17 protein-coding genes are annotated in these 15,711 nt (G+C 71.0%); 14 read left to right on the top strand and 3 right to left on the bottom strand.

Translation table 11 applies throughout. The features are described 5' to 3' along the window. Positions 1 to 154 precede the first annotated feature (154 nt). From PV963_RS35545 to PV963_RS35485, 14 genes are all read left to right on the top strand, one after another. Positions 155 to 1,432, top strand: a complete 1,278-nt coding sequence (locus PV963_RS35545; RefSeq protein WP_274820569.1) for a helix-turn-helix domain-containing protein — start codon at positions 155 to 157, stop codon at positions 1,430 to 1,432. Between the two features lie 173 nt (positions 1,433 to 1,605). After that, positions 1,606 to 2,934 carry a hypothetical protein gene (locus tag PV963_RS35540; RefSeq protein WP_274820568.1) on the top strand — a complete coding sequence of 443 codons (1,329 nt, stop codon included), beginning with the start codon at positions 1,606 to 1,608 and terminating at the stop codon, positions 2,932 to 2,934. Positions 2,935 to 2,978: 44 nt separating this feature from the next. After that, on the top strand, positions 2,979 to 3,551 hold the full coding sequence (locus PV963_RS35535) for a GNAT family N-acetyltransferase (protein ID WP_274820567.1): 573 nt from the start codon (positions 2,979 to 2,981) through the stop codon (positions 3,549 to 3,551). A gap of 126 nt (positions 3,552 to 3,677) precedes the next feature. Further along, on the top strand, positions 3,678 to 3,761 hold the full coding sequence (locus PV963_RS44105) for a putative leader peptide (RefSeq protein ID WP_425541046.1): 84 nt from the start codon (positions 3,678 to 3,680) through the stop codon (positions 3,759 to 3,761). A gap of 127 nt (positions 3,762 to 3,888) precedes the next feature. Next, complete coding sequence (locus PV963_RS35530; protein WP_274820566.1) at positions 3,889 to 5,586, top strand: nitrite/sulfite reductase; 1,698 nt, start codon at positions 3,889 to 3,891, stop codon at positions 5,584 to 5,586. Beyond that, the gene (locus PV963_RS35525; RefSeq protein WP_274820565.1) at positions 5,583 to 5,762 is read left to right on the top strand and encodes a hypothetical protein; all 180 of its coding nucleotides are present in this window, start codon (positions 5,583 to 5,585) and stop codon (positions 5,760 to 5,762) included. Before PV963_RS35530 ends, PV963_RS35525 begins: the two co-directional genes overlap by 4 nt. Beyond that, on the top strand, positions 5,759 to 6,469 hold the full coding sequence (locus PV963_RS35520) for a phosphoadenylyl-sulfate reductase (protein WP_274820564.1): 711 nt from the start codon (positions 5,759 to 5,761) through the stop codon (positions 6,467 to 6,469). The genes PV963_RS35525 and PV963_RS35520 overlap by 4 nt, the downstream gene beginning before the upstream one ends. 44 nt (positions 6,470 to 6,513) lie before the next feature. Beyond that, on the top strand, positions 6,514 to 7,050 hold the full coding sequence (cysC, locus tag PV963_RS35515) for an adenylyl-sulfate kinase (protein ID WP_086851630.1): 537 nt from the start codon (positions 6,514 to 6,516) through the stop codon (positions 7,048 to 7,050). After that, positions 7,047 to 7,982, top strand: a complete 936-nt coding sequence (gene cysD, locus PV963_RS35510; RefSeq protein ID WP_274820562.1) for a sulfate adenylyltransferase subunit CysD — start codon at positions 7,047 to 7,049, stop codon at positions 7,980 to 7,982. Before cysC ends, cysD begins: the two co-directional genes overlap by 4 nt. A gap of 2 nt (positions 7,983 to 7,984) precedes the next feature. Further along, entirely contained in the window at positions 7,985 to 9,319 is a 1,335-nt protein-coding gene (locus tag PV963_RS35505; RefSeq protein ID WP_274820561.1) for a sulfate adenylyltransferase subunit 1, read from the top strand. 216 nt (positions 9,320 to 9,535) lie between these two features. Next, entirely contained in the window at positions 9,536 to 10,639 is a 1,104-nt protein-coding gene (locus PV963_RS35500; RefSeq protein ID WP_274820560.1) for an aliphatic sulfonate ABC transporter substrate-binding protein, read from the top strand. Between the two features lie 36 nt (positions 10,640 to 10,675). Next, entirely contained in the window at positions 10,676 to 11,464 is a 789-nt protein-coding gene (locus PV963_RS35495) for an ABC transporter ATP-binding protein (RefSeq protein ID WP_059416718.1), read from the top strand. Next, on the top strand, positions 11,451 to 12,347 hold the full coding sequence (locus tag PV963_RS35490; RefSeq protein ID WP_274820559.1) for an ABC transporter permease: 897 nt from the start codon (positions 11,451 to 11,453) through the stop codon (positions 12,345 to 12,347). The genes PV963_RS35495 and PV963_RS35490 overlap by 14 nt, the downstream gene beginning before the upstream one ends. Before the next feature lie 6 nt (positions 12,348 to 12,353). Continuing rightward, on the top strand, positions 12,354 to 13,094 hold the full coding sequence (locus PV963_RS35485; protein ID WP_274820558.1) for a sirohydrochlorin chelatase: 741 nt from the start codon (positions 12,354 to 12,356) through the stop codon (positions 13,092 to 13,094). A gap of 51 nt (positions 13,095 to 13,145) precedes the next feature. Here the strand turns inward: PV963_RS35485 and PV963_RS35480 are convergent, their stop codons facing one another. From PV963_RS35480 to PV963_RS35470, 3 genes are all read right to left on the bottom strand, one after another. After that, a complete protein-coding gene (locus PV963_RS35480) occupies positions 13,146 to 14,447 on the bottom strand; it encodes an MFS transporter (protein ID WP_274820557.1) in 1,302 nt (433 codons plus the stop codon). A 63-nt stretch (positions 14,448 to 14,510) separates the two neighbouring features. Continuing rightward, positions 14,511 to 15,347 carry a GvpL/GvpF family gas vesicle protein gene (locus PV963_RS35475; RefSeq protein ID WP_274820556.1) on the bottom strand — a complete coding sequence of 279 codons (837 nt, stop codon included), beginning with the start codon at positions 15,345 to 15,347 and terminating at the stop codon, positions 14,511 to 14,513. Continuing rightward, complete coding sequence (locus tag PV963_RS35470; protein WP_274820555.1) at positions 15,344 to 15,706, bottom strand: gas vesicle protein; 363 nt, start codon at positions 15,704 to 15,706, stop codon at positions 15,344 to 15,346. Before PV963_RS35470 ends, PV963_RS35475 begins: the two co-directional genes overlap by 4 nt. Between the last annotated feature and the right edge of the window lie 5 nt (positions 15,707 to 15,711).

Raw genomic sequence — 15,711 nt, 5'->3', positions numbered from 1 at the left:
GCGTCGCTCAAGTTTCGGACACGGCCGGGCTGTCCACCAGGGTTGCAAGGGGTTGCAACTTGCTGCTGACTGTGTGCGGACTGTACGCGTCCGCTCGGGGGCAGGCGGCACTATGAGACGGACGGTCAGAAGAGACTCCAGGGGGCCCACGCCGATGGACGTCACGCAGCTCGCCGCCGTGGACACCACGCGCGCGGCCCGGGTGCTCAGCGAGGTCCGTTCCGCCCGGTTGTCCGGGCAGCGCGCGCCCGTGCCGCCGCGCCGGGTGATCGAGCAGTCCTGGGAGCGCATGCTGCGCAGCGGTGTCGATCCGGACCACGACTTCCGGGCGGATCTGCTGTCCCGCGAGGAGGTGCAGCGGCGGCGCGAGGCGTCGGCGCTGCGCCATGTGCTGCCGGTGCTGCGGGAGGGGCTGCTGAGGTTCGCGGACGTCGCCCACCACATCATGGTGGTCGCCGACGAGGAGGGCCGGGTGCTGTGGCGGGAGGGCAGCGCGCCGGTGCTGCGCAAGGCCGACGGGCTCGGCTTCGAACTCGGCGCGGACTGGCGTGAGGACGTCGTCGGCACGAACGGTCTGGGTACCCCGGCGGTGGTGCGCCGGCCCGTACAGGTCTTCGCCTCCGAGCACTTCGTGCGCTCCCACGCCGGCTGGACGTGCGCCGGCGCTCCGCTGACGGATCCACGGGACGGCCGACTGCTCGGCGTGGTGGACGTGAGCGGGCCGCTGGAGACGATGCATCCGGCCACGCTCGCCTGGGTCGACTCGGTGGCGAAACTCGCCGAGGCCCGGCTGCGGGAGAGGCACCTGGAGTCGCTGGAGCGGCTGCGGGCGGTGGCGGCGCCGGTGCTGGCCCGGCTCGGCGGGCGTGCCCTGGTCGTCGACCGGGACGGCTGGACCGCGGCGGTCGGCGGGGTGCCGTACACGCGGCGCGTGGCGCTGCCCAAGTCCCTGTCGCCGGGCCCGAGGTGGGTGCCGGCGCTCGGACTGTGCTCGGTGGAGCCGCTGGCCGGGGGCTGGCTGCTGCGGGCGGCCGCCGACGAGCCGGTGCCGCGCGAGGCGGCCGGAATCGTGCTGGACCTGAGACAGGCCCGCAGATGGACGGTGGCGGTATCCGGCGGCGCGGGCTCCTGGACCCGCGAACTGAGTCCCCGGCACGCCGAGTTGCTGTACCTCCTCGCCGTCCACCGCACCGGCCGCAGCGCCTCTGACCTGGCCGGCGACGTGTTCGGCGACCCGGCCCGCACGGTGACGGTACGCGCCGAGATGTCGCGGATCCGGCGCTACCTCGGCGCGTTCCTGGAGCACCGGCCGTACCGCTTCGCCGAGGACGCCGAGGTCGAGGTGCTCCTCCCGGACGACCCGCACGACGTGCTGCCGCACTCGACGGCACCGGCGGTGGAGCGGCTGCGCGCCGTTGCACCGGCCCCCTGAGGTTCACGGGACGTGCCGTCCGCCCGTCCCCAGGGGTGCATCTTGCGCATATTTGCAGGGTCTTCGCCCCCCACCCCGCCCACCTGCCGTAGCATCCCCTACGGGCCACCCCACCTGTTCCTCCGTCAACGTACGGACCGCAAGGCGCAGTTGGCCCGCCTCGGGAGGACGTTATGAAGCATCGCGGCAGACACCGGCGGCGCAGGCGGGGCAGGGCGCTGCGTGGGGCCCTGGCCGGGACGGCTCTCGCACTCACCGCCGCCGCCACCCTGATCAGCGCCTCGCAGGCCACAGTCGCCGACGCGCCCGGGGCTCTGAAGCCGATCTCCGTGTCCGCCGAGGCCGGGCGGCTGCCGCTGGCCGAGCACCGGGTGCCGGGGCGGTGGCTCGACCGGCTCGCCTCGACGATGGGCCGGCCGGTCGGTGTCGGCACGGTGCTGGACAGCGCCGACCGCACGCTGCGGAACGCGGCCGACTGCCCGGCCGCCGAGAAGCACACCCTGCCGGTCGAGCCGGCGGCCACGCGTGCGTACTGCTTCGGCGGCGCCGACACCCGGGGCTGGCGGTCCGGCGCGGTCACCACCTCGGGCGACGCGGACGACGACGGCCGTTGGAGCCGGAACCGCGTGATCCTCTCCGGCTGGACCCGCGGCGGCGCCGAGGGCGGCTCCATGGACGGCCCGGCCCTCGAGCAGGGTCTGGCCAAGGTCGCCTTCGTCGACGCCGACGACCCCGGCCGGCTCCGCTACACCTGGGCGCTGCTGGCCGTCCCGGTGGACGGCGGTCGGGACTACCGAGGGCTGGTCTCCCCGCTGTCCGGCATGGTCTGGTACCAGGACAAGCTGCTGGTGACGACCCGCGAGGGCGACCGGAACGCGCTGTATGTCTACGACATGGACCGCATCCAGCGCGCCACGGTCGACTCCGACGCGGTCGGCCGGGTGCGGGGCGGCTGGTCGGCGTACGGCTCCCGGTACGTGCTGCCCGCGGTCGCCTCCTACGCCCTGCCCGGCGGGGACGACGTGCCGCACCCGGCCGCGGTCTCCCTCGACCGCAGCACCGCCCCCGACAGTCTGGTGGCGAGCGAGTGGGTACCGGCGGACGGCGACCGGCGCACCCGGCTGTGGCGCTACGCGCTGAGCCGGGACCCGGCCCGTTCCGGCCTGCTCGCCACCAACTCCTCACGGCACGCGGACCCGGTCGAGGCGTACGAGACGAAGACGACCGATGTGCGGGGCGTGCTGTCGTACCGCTCGGGCTGGTACCTGGACCGCGCGGCGGGCACGCGCGGCGGGCACGGGACGCTGTGGCGCCAGGACGTGGAGGGCGCGCGGGCGGCGGAGTGCGCGAGGGACGAGACGCGTCACTGCTGGAGCGGCCTGTCGGGTTCCCTGTCCTACTGGGAGGAGACCGGCGAGCTCTGGTCCCAGTCGGGCCGGATGCTGTTCGCGCTGCCGCTGGCGTCGGTGGACAGGGCGCTGGGCCGATCGACCGACCGGTAGGCCACGATCGACAGACCAGTGGGTCAGATGATTTTCTGGCCCGCATGACCACCATCGCCGTGACCACCTGGTCCCTGGAGCAGACCGCCCCGACCGACCTGCTGCCGGCCGCCGCGCCGGACGGGGACGTCCGGATCGTCCGCTCCGAGGTGCCCTCGCCCGAGTTCAGCCGGTACCTTTACGCCTCGGTCGGCGGCGACATCGACTGGACGGACCGGCTGAGCTGGTCGTACGCGCGGTGGCTGGAGCACCTGGAGCGGCCCGGTGTGGAGACGTGGGTGGCGTACGACCGGGGCACGCCCGCGGGGTACGTGGAGCTGGAGGCGCAGGACGACGCGGTCGTGGAGATCCTCTACTTCGGCCTGCTCCCCGCTTTCCGCGGCCGGCGCATCGGCGGGCACCTGCTGTCGTACGGCACGGCCCGGGCCTGGGACCTCGCGGACCGCTGGGCGGGACTGAGCCCGACGAAGCGGGTCTGGCTGCACACGTGCAGCAAGGACGGCGAGCGCGCGATGGACAACTACCAGCGCCGGGGCTTCAAGCTGTTCGACACCAAGGTCGAGGAGGAACCGGAGGTCACCGCTCCGGGGCCGTGGCCTGGGGCGTTCCCCGTCTGACCTGGTCGGACACCCCGGGACGGGCCTATGTGACCAAGGACACTCGTGTCTTGCATTTCGAGACGTAAGTGTCCGAATCTTGGACGAAGCTGGACTGTGTCCAGATCGCCGTGCCACGCTTCCGTCATGCCTGGAACTGGGATTGCCTTGGTGAGTCGACGCCACGTCGACCTCGGCCGCATGTCCAGCTCCATCTGTCCGGCGCGCTGAGAGCACTCACGCAGCCCGACAACCCCCCTTTCTCGTCTCATCCCTGCGCAAAGACGCGCACGTATGCCCATGCGCCCGCGCGCAGGTCAGAGCCGCTTTCCCGCCTGTCCCGAAGGACGTATCAACCATGGCCGCCACCCCGCAGAAGCCTGCCGCCGCGACTCCCCGCCGCAAGGTGAGCCGTCACCGCGGTGAGGGTCAGTGGGCCGCGGGGCACCACACCCCGCTCAACGGCAACGAGCAGTTCAAGAAGGACGACGACGGTCTCAATGTGCGGACACGCATTGAGACGATCTACTCCAAGCGGGGCTTCGACTCGATCGACCCGAACGACCTGCGCGGCCGGATGCGCTGGTGGGGCCTGTACACCCAGCGCCGCCCCGGGATCGACGGCGGCAAGACGGCGGTCCTGGAGCCGGAGGAGCTGGACGACGAGTACTTCATGCTGCGCGTCCGCATCGACGGCGGCCGTCTCACCACGCAGCAGCTGCGGGTGATCGGCGAGATCTCGCAGGAGTTCGCCCGCGGCACCGCCGACATCACGGACCGGCAGAACGTCCAGTACCACTGGATCCGGATCGAGGACGTGCCCGAGATCTGGAACCGACTGGAGGCGGTCGGCCTGTCCACCACCGAGGCCTGCGGTGACACGCCCCGCGTGGTCATCGGCTCGCCGGTCGCGGGCATCGCCGAGGACGAGATCATCGACGGCAGCTCCGCCATCGACGAGATCCACCGTCGGTACATCGGCAGCAAGGAGTTCTCCAACCTGCCGCGCAAGTTCAAGACGGCGATCTCCGGATCGCCGCTGCTCGACGTGGCGCACGAGATCAACGACGTCGCGTTCGTCGGTGTGCACCACCCCGAGCACGGCCCGGGCTTCGACCTGTGGGTCGGCGGCGGTCTGTCCACCAACCCGAAGATCGGCGTCCGGCTCGGCGCCTGGGTGCCGCTGACGGAGGTCCCGGACGTCTGGGCGGGCGTGATCGGCATCTTCCGCGACTACGGCTACCGGCGTCTGCGTACGCGCGCCCGCCTCAAGTTCCTGGTCGCCGACTGGGGTGCGGAGAAGTTCCGGCAGGTGCTGGAGGACGAATACCTGGGGCGCCAGCTGGTCGACGGCCCCGCTCCCGAGCAGCCGGTCCAGCAGTGGCGCGACCACATCGGCGTGCACCGGCAGAAGGACGGCCGTTTCTACGTCGGCTTCGCCCCGCGCGTGGGACGCGTCGACGGCGCGACGCTCACGAAGATCGCCGACCTCGCTCAGGCCCACGGCTCCGGCCGGGTGCGCACCACCGTCGAGCAGAAGATGATCGTCCTCGATGTCGAGGAGGACAAGGTCGAGTCGCTCGTCGAGGGCCTGGAGGCGCTCGACCTGACCGCCCGGCCGTCCTCGTTCCGGCGCGGCACCATGGCCTGCACCGGCATCGAGTTCTGCAAGCTGGCCATCGTCGAGACCAAGCAGCGCGGCTCGCAGCTCATCGACGAGCTGGAGCGCCGTATGCCGGACTTCGACGAGCCGATCACCATCAACCTCAACGGCTGCCCGAACGCCTGCGCCCGTATCCAGGTGGCGGACATCGGTCTCAAGGGCCAGCTGGTCGTCAACGACAAGGGCGAGCAGGTCGAGGGCTACCAGGTGCACCTGGGCGGCGCGCTCGGCCTGGAGGCCGGCTTCGGCCGCAAGGTGCGCGGCCTGAAGGTCACCTCCGAGGAGCTGCCCGACTACGTCGAGCGCGTCCTGAAGCGGTTCCAGGCGGAGCGCGAGGACGGCGAGCGGTTCGCCGCCTGGGCGGCCCGGGCCAGCGAGGAGGCCCTCTCATGAGCGAACGTGCGGCCCCGTTCTACTGCCCCTACTGCGGCGACGAGGACCTGCGTCCGAACGAGGAGGGCCACGGCGCGTGGGAATGCGCGGCGTGCAGCCGAGCCTTTCAGCTGAAGTTCCTCGGGCTGCTGGCCCAGGGGCTGAAGCGATCCGACCCCGGAGGGGCGAAGATATGACCACGGTTCAGGACCAGCGCACGACCGAGGATCTCAAGGCGCTCGCCGAACAGGCGGGCCGCGACCTGGAGGACGCCTCCGCGCTGGAGATCCTCCAGTGGGCGGCCGAGACCTTCGGCAAGCGCTTCTGCGTGACCTCCTCGATGGAGGACGCGGTCGTCGCCCACCTGGCCTCCCGCGCGATGCCCGGCGTCGACGTCGTCTTCCTCGACACCGGCTACCACTTCGAGGAGACCATCGGCACCCGTGACGCGGTCGACGCCGTGATGGACGTCAACGTCATCACGCTCACGCCGCGCCAGACGGTCGCCGAGCAGGACGCGGAGTTCGGGCCCAGGCTGCACGACCGCAACCCCGACCTGTGCTGCGCCATGCGCAAGGTCGAGCCTCTGGAGCGAGGCCTGAAGGACTACCAGGCCTGGGCGACCGGTCTGCGCCGCGACGAGTCCCCGACCCGGGCGAACACCCCGGTGGTCGGCTGGGACGACAAGCGCCAGAAGGTCAAGATCTCCCCGATCGCCCGCTGGAGCCAGGACGACGTGGACGCGTACGTCACCGAACACGGCGTCCTGACGAACCCGCTGCTGATGGACGGCTACGCCTCCGTCGGCTGCGCCCCCTGCACCCGCCGGGTCCTTCAGGGCGAGGACGCGCGCGCCGGCCGCTGGGCGGGCCGCAGCAAGACCGAGTGCGGGCTGCACGGATGACGCCGCCTCAGACTCAGACGACTCAGACGATTCAGGAGACCGACGTGACGACCGGAGCCACCGTCTGGCTCACGGGTCTGCCGAGTGCCGGCAAGACCACCATCGCCCACGAGCTGGCCGGCCGGCTGCGCGCCGAGGGCCACCGCGTCGAGGTGCTCGACGGCGACGAGATCCGCGAGTTCCTCTCGGCGGGCCTCGGCTTCAGCCGCGAGGACCGGCACACCAACGTGCAGCGCATCGGCTTCGTCGCCGAACTGCTCGCCCGCAACGGCGTGCTCGCCCTCGTCCCGGTGATCGCGCCGTACCAGGACAGCCGCGAGGCGGTGCGCAAGCGGCACCAGGCGAACGGCACCGCGTACGTGGAGATCCACGTGGCGACCCCGGTCGAGGTGTGCAGCGAGCGGGACGTGAAGGGCCTGTACGCCAAGCAGGCCGCGGGCGAGCTCACGGGGCTCACCGGGGTCGACGACCCGTACGAGGCGCCCGAGTCGCCCGATCTGCGCATCGAGTCGCAGAACCAGACCGTGCAGGAGTCCGCGGCGTCCGTGTACGCCCTGCTCAGCGAAAGGGGACTGGCATGACGACCGCCGCGACGGTTTCCGAGGAGACCGACAGCCCGTACGCGCTCTCCCACCTCGACGCCCTCGAGTCCGAGGCGGTGCACATCTTCCGTGAGGTGGCGGGTGAGTTCGAGCGGCCGGTGATTCTGTTCTCCGGTGGCAAGGACTCGATCGTCATGCTGCATCTGGCGTTGAAGGCGTTCCGGCCGGCGTCGGTGCCGTTCTCGCTGCTGCATGTGGACACCGGGCACAACTTCCCCGAGGTCATCGACTACCGAGACCGCACGGTGGCCCGGCACGGGCTGCGGCTCCATGTCGCCTCGGTGCAGGACTACATCGACCGGGGTGTCCTCAAGGAGCGCCCGGACGGTACGCGCAACCCGCTGCAGACGGTGCCGCTGACGGAGAAGATCCAGCAGGAGCGTTTCGACGCGGTCTTCGGCGGCGGCCGGCGGGACGAGGAGAAGGCCCGGGCCAAGGAGCGGGTGTTCTCGCTGCGGGACGAGTTCTCGCAGTGGGATCCGCGCCGGCAGCGCCCCGAGCTGTGGAACCTCTACAACGGCCGGCACGCCCCGGGCGAGCACGTGCGCGTGTTCCCGCTGTCGAACTGGACCGAGCTGGACGTGTGGCAGTACATCGCCCGCGAGGGCATCGAACTGCCGGAGATCTACTACGCGCACGAGCGCGAGGTGTTCAAGCGCAGCGGTATGTGGCTGACGGCCGGTGACTGGGGCGGGCCGAAGGACGGCGAGACGGTGGAGAAGCGCCTGGTGCGCTACCGCACGGTGGGGGACATGTCCTGCACCGGCGCGGTCGACTCCGAGGCCGATACGATCGAGAAGGTGATCGTGGAGATCGCCGCTTCCCGGCTGACGGAGCGCGGCGCCACCCGCGCCGACGACAAGATGTCCGAGGCCGCGATGGAAGACCGCAAGCGCGAGGGGTACTTCTAGAGATGAGCACGATCACGACCGAGGAGCTCTCGGCCACCACGCTGCTGCGGTTCGCCACCGCCGGTTCCGTCGACGACGGCAAGTCCACCCTGGTGGGCCGGCTGCTGCACGACTCCAAGTCGGTTCTGACCGATCAGCTGGAGGCGGTGGAGCGGGCGTCGGCCAGCCGGGGGCAGGAGGCGCCGGACCTGGCGCTGCTGACGGACGGGTTGCGGGCCGAGCGCGAGCAGGGCATCACCATCGACGTGGCCTACCGCTACTTCGCCACGCCCCGGCGCCGGTTCATCCTGGCCGACACCCCCGGCCACGTGCAGTACACGCGGAACATGGTCACCGGTGCCTCGACGGCCGAGCTGACGGTGATCCTGGTCGACGCCCGCAACGGGGTGGTCGAGCAGACCCGCCGGCACGCCGCGATCGCCGCCCTGCTGCGCGTCCCGCACGCGGTCCTCGCCGTGAACAAGATGGACCTCGTCGGCTACGACGAGAAGGTGTTCGCCGCGATCGCCGAGGAGTTCACGGCGTACGCGACCGAGCTGGGCGTCCCCGAGGTCACCGCGATCCCGATCTCCGCCCTGGTCGGCGACAACGTCGTTGACGCGTCCGCGAACATGGACTGGTACGGCGGCCCGACCGTGCTGGAGCACCTGGAGACGGTCCCGGTCGCGCACGACCTGAGCCACTGCCACGCCCGGCTGCCCGTGCAGTACGTGATCCGGCCGCAGAGCGCCGACCACCCCGACTACCGGGGCTACGCAGGGCAGATCGCGGCCGGTTCCTTCCACGTCGGCGAGGAGGTCACGGTGCTGCCGTCGGGCCGCACCTCGAAGATCTCCGGCATCGACCTGCTGGGCGAGCCGGTCGACGTGGCGTGGACGACGCAGTCGGTGACCCTCCTGCTGGAGGACGACATCGACATCTCGCGCGGCGACCTGATCGTGCCGACCAAGGACGCGCCCCCGACCACCCAGGACATCGAAGCCACCGTCTGCCACGTCGCCGACGCCCCGCTGACCGTCGGCCACCGGGTGCTGCTCAAGCACGGCACGCGCACGGTCAAGGCGATCGTGAAGGACATCCCCTCCCGTCTCACGCTGGACGACCTGTCCCTGCACCCGCACCCGGGACAGCTCGCCGCCAACGACATCGGCCGGGTGAAGATCCGTACCGCCGAGCCGCTGCCGGTCGACTCCTACGCGGACTCGCGGCGCACCGGCTCGTTCATCCTGATCGACCCCAATGACGGCACGACACTGACCGCGGGCATGGTCGGCGAGTCCTTCGCCGCCCCCGAGCCGGTCAAGGACGAGTCCGAGGACGACGGGTGGGACTTCTGACATGAACTCCCCCGACTTCTACTCGATGTTCGCGAAGGAGGGCGGCCGCGTCGGCAGCGGTGCTCTCGGCAGCGGGCAGGGCGGAGTGGCGCGATGTGTGCGCTGACGTACGCGCACCGCTCGCGCGCCCGCACCCCCCACCGCCGTAGACGAAAACCTGCCGTCCCGGCCACGACCTGAGAGACGTGACCGCCGGGCCTCCGAGAGGACCCTCCCGTGCCTGCATCATCCGTTCTGCGCCGATCCTTCGCGGTGCTGGCCGCGCTGCCCCTGCTCACGCTGGCCGCGTGCGGCTACGGCTCCCAGCCCAAGGACGACGGCGCGGCGAAGATCGCCGCCGGGGCGAAGAAGATCGAGGGTCTCGACACCGTCAAGATCGGTTACTTCGACAACCTGACCCACGGCACCGCGCTCGTGGGCATGCGGAAGGGCTTCTTCCAGAAGGCCCTCGGCGCCACCAGGGTCGAGCCCGCGATCTTCAACGCGGGGCCCTCCGAGATCGAGGCCCTCAACTCCGGCTCCATCGACATCGGCTGGATCGGCCCCTCCCCGGCGATCAACGGCTACGTCAAGTCCGACGGCAAGAACCTGCGCATCATCGGTGGTTCGGCGTCCGGCGGTGTGAAGCTGGTGGTCAACCCGGACAAGATCAAGTCGCTGAAGGACGTCAAGGGCAAGCGGATCGCGACCCCGCAGCTCGGCAACACCCAGGACGTGGCGTTCCTCAACTGGGCCGCCGACCAGGGCTGGAAGATCGACCCGCAGAGCGGCAAGGGTGACGTCACGGTCGTCCGCAGCGACAACAAGGTCACCCCGGACGCCTACAAGTCCGGCTCGATCGACGGTGCCTGGGTGCCGGAGCCGACCGCGTCGAAGCTGGTCGCCGAGGGCGGCAAGGTGCTCCTCGACGAGGCGTCGCTGTGGCCGGACAAGAAGTTCGTGATCACGAACATCATCGTGCGCCAGGACTTCCTGAAGAAGCACCCGAAGGTCGTCGAGGCCGTGCTCAAGGGCTCGGTCGAGACCAACAAGTGGATCAACGCCCACCCCGATGAGGCGAAGGCGGCAGCGAACGAGCAGCTGGCGGACTCTTCCGGCAAGGCGCTGCCCGCCGATGTGCTGGACCCGGCGTGGAAGTCGATCCAGTTCACCGACGACCCGCTGGCCTCCACCCTCAACACCGAGGCGGAGCACGCCGTGAAGGCCGGGCTGCTGGAGAAGCCGGATCTGAAGGGCATCTACGACCTCGCGCCGCTGAACAAGGTCCTCAAGGCCGAGGGCGAGCCCACGGTCGACGACGCCGGTCTCGGCGTCAGTTAAGCCCGCATCCCGACCCGTTCCCAGGAGGTGACGACCATGGCCACGACCCTCGCCAAGGCCGCCGACGGCACCGAGACGGCCACCCACGCCGCCCGGATCGCCCACGTCTCGAAGTCGTTCCCGGGCCCCGCCGGGCAGCAGCTCGTCCTGGACGACATCACCCTCGATGTCGCCCCCGGCGAGTTCGTCACCCTCCTGGGGGCCTCGGGCTGCGGCAAGTCCACCCTGCTCAACCTGGTGGCCGGCCTGGACCGGCCCTCGGCCGGCGACATCACCACCGACGGCCGCCCGGCGCTGATGTTCCAGGAGCACGCGCTCTTCCCGTGGCTGAGTGCGGGCAAGAACATCGAACTCGCCCTGAAGCTCCGGGGCGTGCCGAAGGCGGAGCGCCGGGAGCGGGCCGAGGAACTGCTCGAACTCGTCCGCCTCAAGGGCGCCCACCGCAAGCGCGTGCACGAACTGTCCGGCGGGATGCGCCAGCGCGTGGCGATGGCGCGTGCGCTCGCGCAGGAGAGCAAGCTGCTGCTGATGGACGAGCCGTTCGCCGCGCTCGACGCCATCACCCGCGATGTGCTGCACGACGAGCTGACCCGTATCTGGCGCGAGACGCAGTTGTCCGTCCTGTTCGTCACGCACAACGTGCGCGAGGCCGTCCGCCTCGCCCAGCGTGTGGTGCTGCTGTCCTCCCGCCCGGGTCGCATCGCCCGCGAGTGGAGCGTGGACATCGAGCACCCGCGCCGCATCGAGGACACCGCCGTGGCGGAGCTGTCCGTCGAGATCACCGAAGAACTGCGTGGGGAGATCCGCCGTCATGGCCAGCACTGATTCGACGACCGTCGCCAAGGACGGCAGCGATCTCGCCGGACTGGAGGCCGGCCTCGACGCGCTGGAGACGGTGCAGACCGGCCGCAAGCCGTTCCGGCAGACCTTCACCGAGAAGATCCTGCCGCCCGTCCTCGCCGTCGCCCTCGTCCTGGCCGCCTGGCAGGCCCTGGTCTCCTTCAAGATCGTCGACGACCCCACGAAGCTGCCCGCGCCGTCGGCGGTGTGGGACGTCGTCCACACCGCATGGCTCCAGGGCGAACTGCTCGGCTACATCTGGACCAGCGTCTCGCGCGGCCTGCTCGGCTTCTGCTTCGCGCTGATCATCGGCACCCCCCTGGGCCTGCTCGTGGCCCGCGTGAAATTCATCCGCGCGGCCCTCGGCCCGATCCTGTCCGGCCTGCAGTCCCTGCCCTCGGTCGCCTGGGTCCCCCCGGCGGTCATCTGGCTGGGCCTGAACAACTCGATGATGTACGCGGTGATCCTGCTCGGCGCGGTGCCGTCCATCGCCAACGGCCTGGTCTCGGGCGTCGACCAGGTGTCGCCGCTCTTCCTCCGCGCGGGCCGCACCCTCGGCGCGACCGGCCTGAAGCACACCTGGCACATCGTCCTCCCGGCCGCCCTGCCCGGCTACGTCGCCGGTCTGAAGCAGGGCTGGGCCTTCTCCTGGCGCTCCCTGATGGCCGCCGAGATCATCGCCTCCTTCCCCGACCTCGGCGTCGGCCTCGGCCAGCTCCTGGAAAACGGCCGCAACGCCAGCGACATGGCCATGGTCTTCGAAGCGATCCTCCTCATCCTCATCGTCGGCATCGCCATCGACCTGCTCATCTTCAGCCCGCTGGAGCGGTGGGTGCTGCGCAACCGCGGCCTGCTGGTGAAGAGCTGAAGTCCCATGACCAACAAGCCTGTTCTCCTCGTCATCGCCCACGGCAGCCGCGATCCGCGGCACGCCGCGACGGTGCACGCCCTGGTACGCCGGGTCCGCTCCCTGCGCCCCGACGTACGCGTGGAGACGGGCTTCCTGGACTTCAACGTGCCCTCGGTGCAGGGGGTGCTGGAGTCCCTGGCGGTCCAGGGCGTCCGTGACGTCGTGGCCCTCCCCCTCCTGCTGACCCGGGCCTTCCACGCGAAGGCGGACATCCCGGCGGTCCTCGCGGACGCTCCCCCGCAGCTCCGTATCCGCCAGGCGGAAGTCCTTGGCCCCTCCCCCCTGTTGCTGTCCGCCCTGGAGCGACGCCTGTACGAGGCGGGCCTGTCCCCCGCCGACAAGCCCTCGACCGGGGTCGTGCTGGCCTCGGCGGGGTCCACCGACCCGGAGGCGATCGCAGTGATCGCAGAAATCGCGCGGGAGTGGCGGCACACCGGTTGGTGCGCCGTGCGACCTGCGTTCGCCTCCGCATCCCTCCCCCGCACGCAGGACGCCGTCCGGGAGCTCCGCTCCCTCGGCTGCTCCCGGGTGGCGGTCGCCCCCTACGTCCTCGCCCCCGGCTTCCTCCCGGACCGCATCGCCCGGGGCGCGGCGGAGGCGGACGTCCTGGCGGATGTACTGGGGCCGGCGCCGGAGGTGGCCCGGGTCGTGCTGGAGCGGTACGAGGCGGCTCGGGTGCCGGCGTTGGCGGCTGTGAGCGCCTGAACGCACGGGCTCCGTTTTGCCGGAGGGCCATACTCGCCGTGATCGTCCACCTCAGCTGCTCCGGCCTGGGCCCCGGTGTTCCGGTTCGTGGGTCCGGGGAAGGTCGTGTTCGCGGCGCATCGGGCTCATGACGAGGATGAGCCAGGAGGGCGCGACGATACCCGTCATGATCCACATGGCCGGCCGGTAGCCGACCGCGTCGCCGAGCACTCCGCCGAGCAGGGATCCGAGCGGGATGGTGCTGTGGTTGATCATCATGGCCGTCGCCACGACCCGGCCGAGCATGTGCGGCGGGCAGTAGGTCTGCCGGAAGCTGCCGACCACGATGTTGGCCACGGAGATGCCTGTGCCGACGAGGAAGGCGCCCATGGCGAACAGCAGCAGCCCCGGCCCCGCCGTGGTCATGGGCAACAGCAGCGCGAACGGCGCGGTGACCACCTGCAGGAGGAGCAGCCCGCGCGCGGTGCCGAACCGCCGGCTGACCCTCGTGGCCACCAGTGCGCCGACGATGCCGCCCGTACTGCTGCTGGTCAGCAGCAGCCCGACCATGGCCGGGTTCAGTCCGACGGTGCGGACCAGGAACACGACTTGGACCGCCTGGTAGCCCATCAACGCCATGTTGATCAGGGCGCCCCAGGTGACCATCGGCCGCAGGTACCGGTCCCGGCCCACGAAGCGGAGCCCTTCCATGATCTGTTGGCGGAGAGGGGCGCGTGCCTCGTCGGGAGAGCGGTCCGGCTCGACCACCCTGATCCGCTTCAGGCAGACCGCGGAGACCAGGAACGTCACCGCATCGGCGACGAGCGCGGTGACCGCGCCGAACGCCTGGGCGAGCAGCCCCGCCGCCCCCGGCCCGGCGACCTGGGTGGCGGCCTCGCTGCCCTGCAGCTTGGCGTTGCCTTCCAGGAGGTCGCGTCCGTCGAGCACGATCCGGATGTACGAGTGGTAGGCGGTGTTGAAGCACACCGCCGCGGTGCCGCATATCAATGCGGCTGCGACCATGTGGGGGAAGGTGAGCGCGTCGAGCGACGCCGCCAGTGGAATGCTCACCAGCGTCGCGGCGGAGACCAGATCGCACGCGATCATCAGTGGGCGTTTGCGCGTTCGGTCCGCCCACGCGCCTACGGGCAAACCCACCACCAGCCAGGGCAGCCACACCGCTGCGGCGATCAGGCCGACAGCGGTGGAGTTGGCGTCCAGCACCACGACCGCGATCAGTGGCAACGCCACCACGGTGATGCTGTTGCCCAACCCACTCACCGTCTCGCCCACCCAGAGCAGGCGGAAATCCCGGCGGGTGAAAACTCCCCAGCCTGTTCGGGGCCGGTCCGATATGCCGTTCGTCGGGTCCATCCGAGGCATCATGCCGTGGACTTCGTGGCCGTTCCCAAGAGGGAGCCGGCCCGGGTGTGGCCGTCAGAGCAGGGTCTCCGACGGGCCCATGACCGGCTCCGGCCGGAGTGCGAAGGAGTAGGGGGCCCAGGGGCCGGTGACTTCGACGCGGAGGCCGGGGATGCCCTCGGCGGCCGCCAGTACGCCGGTGCGGAAGGCGTCGACGCGGTCGGCGCGGACGAGGTACGCGTCGTTGCCGACGTTGGTGCCGGGGGCCGGGCCCGCGAGGCTGCCGCGTTGCGGGGTGTGTGCGACGCGGTCGACGGCGAGGGTGCCGGCCGTCCGGGTGAGGTGTGCGGCGGCCTGGACGACCGTGCGCCAGGCTTCCTCGTTTCTGCGTTGTCTGCGGCGGCGGATCGACAGGTAGGCGCGGCCGGCACCGAGGCCGGTGGGTGTTTCCGGTCCGGCTTCGGTGTCCGGCTCGGGTGGGGTGATGTCGGGTGTGGCGTAGATCCTGACGCCGAGTTCGACGTGGCCGGTGAGGCGGTCCAGGAGGGACAGGAAGTACGCGCGGCGGGTGTCGAGGGCCTGCCGGGCGTGGTCCTCGTCGGGATAGACGGTGGCCAGGCGCAGGGGCAGGACGGGGGCGCCGCAGGCGACGAGCGCGCCGACCACGGCGTGGTGGGACCGGACCGTGGACTCCAGCCAGTCCAGGTCGTCGAGGTGGGCCTTGAGGGGTGCCTCGTCGTAGTCGGCGGCCGGGACGTGGCCGACGGCGAAGGCCAGCTGGGAGGTGGGGTCCGTGGGTTCCACCAGGTGTATCGGGTCGGCGGCTACCCCGCGCAGGTCCGACACCGCCGCGGCGGCCTCGGGGGTGCGGCGCAGGACGGCGTAGGCGTAGACGAGGCTCGGGTCGCTCATGGCTCCGGTCTCCTGTCGGCCGCTTTGAGGGCGGCGATCTCGGCGCGCAGTCGTGCGTTCTCGTCGGCCAGGGACCGCTCGGGGCGGGCGGCCCGGGAGGAGAGGGAGGGATCGTGTTCCCACCAGTCGATGCCCATCTCCTTCGCCTTGTCGACCGAGGCGACGAGCAGGCGCAGCTTGATGGTGAGCAGTTCGATGTCGAGCAGGTTGATCCGGATGTCGCCGGCGATGACCACGCCCTTGTCGAGGACGCGTTCGAGGATGTCGGCGAGGTTGGCGCTCTGGGCGCCGGGCCCGTGGTCGTAGGGGGAGGGAAGGCGGGGCGGTCCGGTGAGTCCGCCTGCTGCCGGATGGGTCATGGTCG

Origin of the sequence: Streptomyces coeruleorubidus (assembly GCF_028885415.1) — a bacterium.
In the GTDB taxonomy this organism is placed as follows: Bacteria; Actinomycetota; Actinomycetes; order Streptomycetales; family Streptomycetaceae; genus Streptomyces; species Streptomyces coeruleorubidus_A.
This window is presented reverse-complemented; position numbering and strand designations above follow the sequence as displayed.

Bases quoted from the DNA above. Each gene is read 5' to 3' on its own strand.
- PV963_RS35545 (WP_274820569.1), top strand. From the start codon at position 155: ATGGACGTCACGCAGCTCGCCGCCGTGGACACCACGCGCGCGGCCCGG.
- PV963_RS35540 (WP_274820568.1), top strand. From the start codon at position 1,606: ATGAAGCATCGCGGCAGACACCGGCGGCGCAGGCGGGGCAGGGCGCTG.
- PV963_RS35535 (WP_274820567.1), top strand. From the start codon at position 2,979: ATGACCACCATCGCCGTGACCACCTGGTCCCTGGAGCAGACCGCCCCG.
- PV963_RS44105 (WP_425541046.1), top strand. From the start codon at position 3,678: ATGCCTGGAACTGGGATTGCCTTGGTGAGTCGACGCCACGTCGACCTC.
- PV963_RS35530 (WP_274820566.1), top strand. From the start codon at position 3,889: ATGGCCGCCACCCCGCAGAAGCCTGCCGCCGCGACTCCCCGCCGCAAG.
- PV963_RS35525 (WP_274820565.1), top strand. From the start codon at position 5,583: ATGAGCGAACGTGCGGCCCCGTTCTACTGCCCCTACTGCGGCGACGAG.
- PV963_RS35520 (WP_274820564.1), top strand. From the start codon at position 5,759: ATGACCACGGTTCAGGACCAGCGCACGACCGAGGATCTCAAGGCGCTC.
- cysD (WP_274820562.1), top strand. From the start codon at position 7,047: ATGACGACCGCCGCGACGGTTTCCGAGGAGACCGACAGCCCGTACGCG.
- PV963_RS35505 (WP_274820561.1), top strand. From the start codon at position 7,985: ATGAGCACGATCACGACCGAGGAGCTCTCGGCCACCACGCTGCTGCGG.
- PV963_RS35495 (WP_059416718.1), top strand. From the start codon at position 10,676: ATGGCCACGACCCTCGCCAAGGCCGCCGACGGCACCGAGACGGCCACC.
- PV963_RS35490 (WP_274820559.1), top strand. From the start codon at position 11,451: ATGGCCAGCACTGATTCGACGACCGTCGCCAAGGACGGCAGCGATCTC.
- PV963_RS35485 (WP_274820558.1), top strand. From the start codon at position 12,354: ATGACCAACAAGCCTGTTCTCCTCGTCATCGCCCACGGCAGCCGCGAT.
- PV963_RS35480 (WP_274820557.1), bottom strand. From the start codon at position 14,447: ATGGACCCGACGAACGGCATATCGGACCGGCCCCGAACAGGCTGGGGA.
- PV963_RS35475 (WP_274820556.1), bottom strand. From the start codon at position 15,347: ATGAGCGACCCGAGCCTCGTCTACGCCTACGCCGTCCTGCGCCGCACC.
- PV963_RS35470 (WP_274820555.1), bottom strand. From the start codon at position 15,706: ATGACCCATCCGGCAGCAGGCGGACTCACCGGACCGCCCCGCCTTCCC.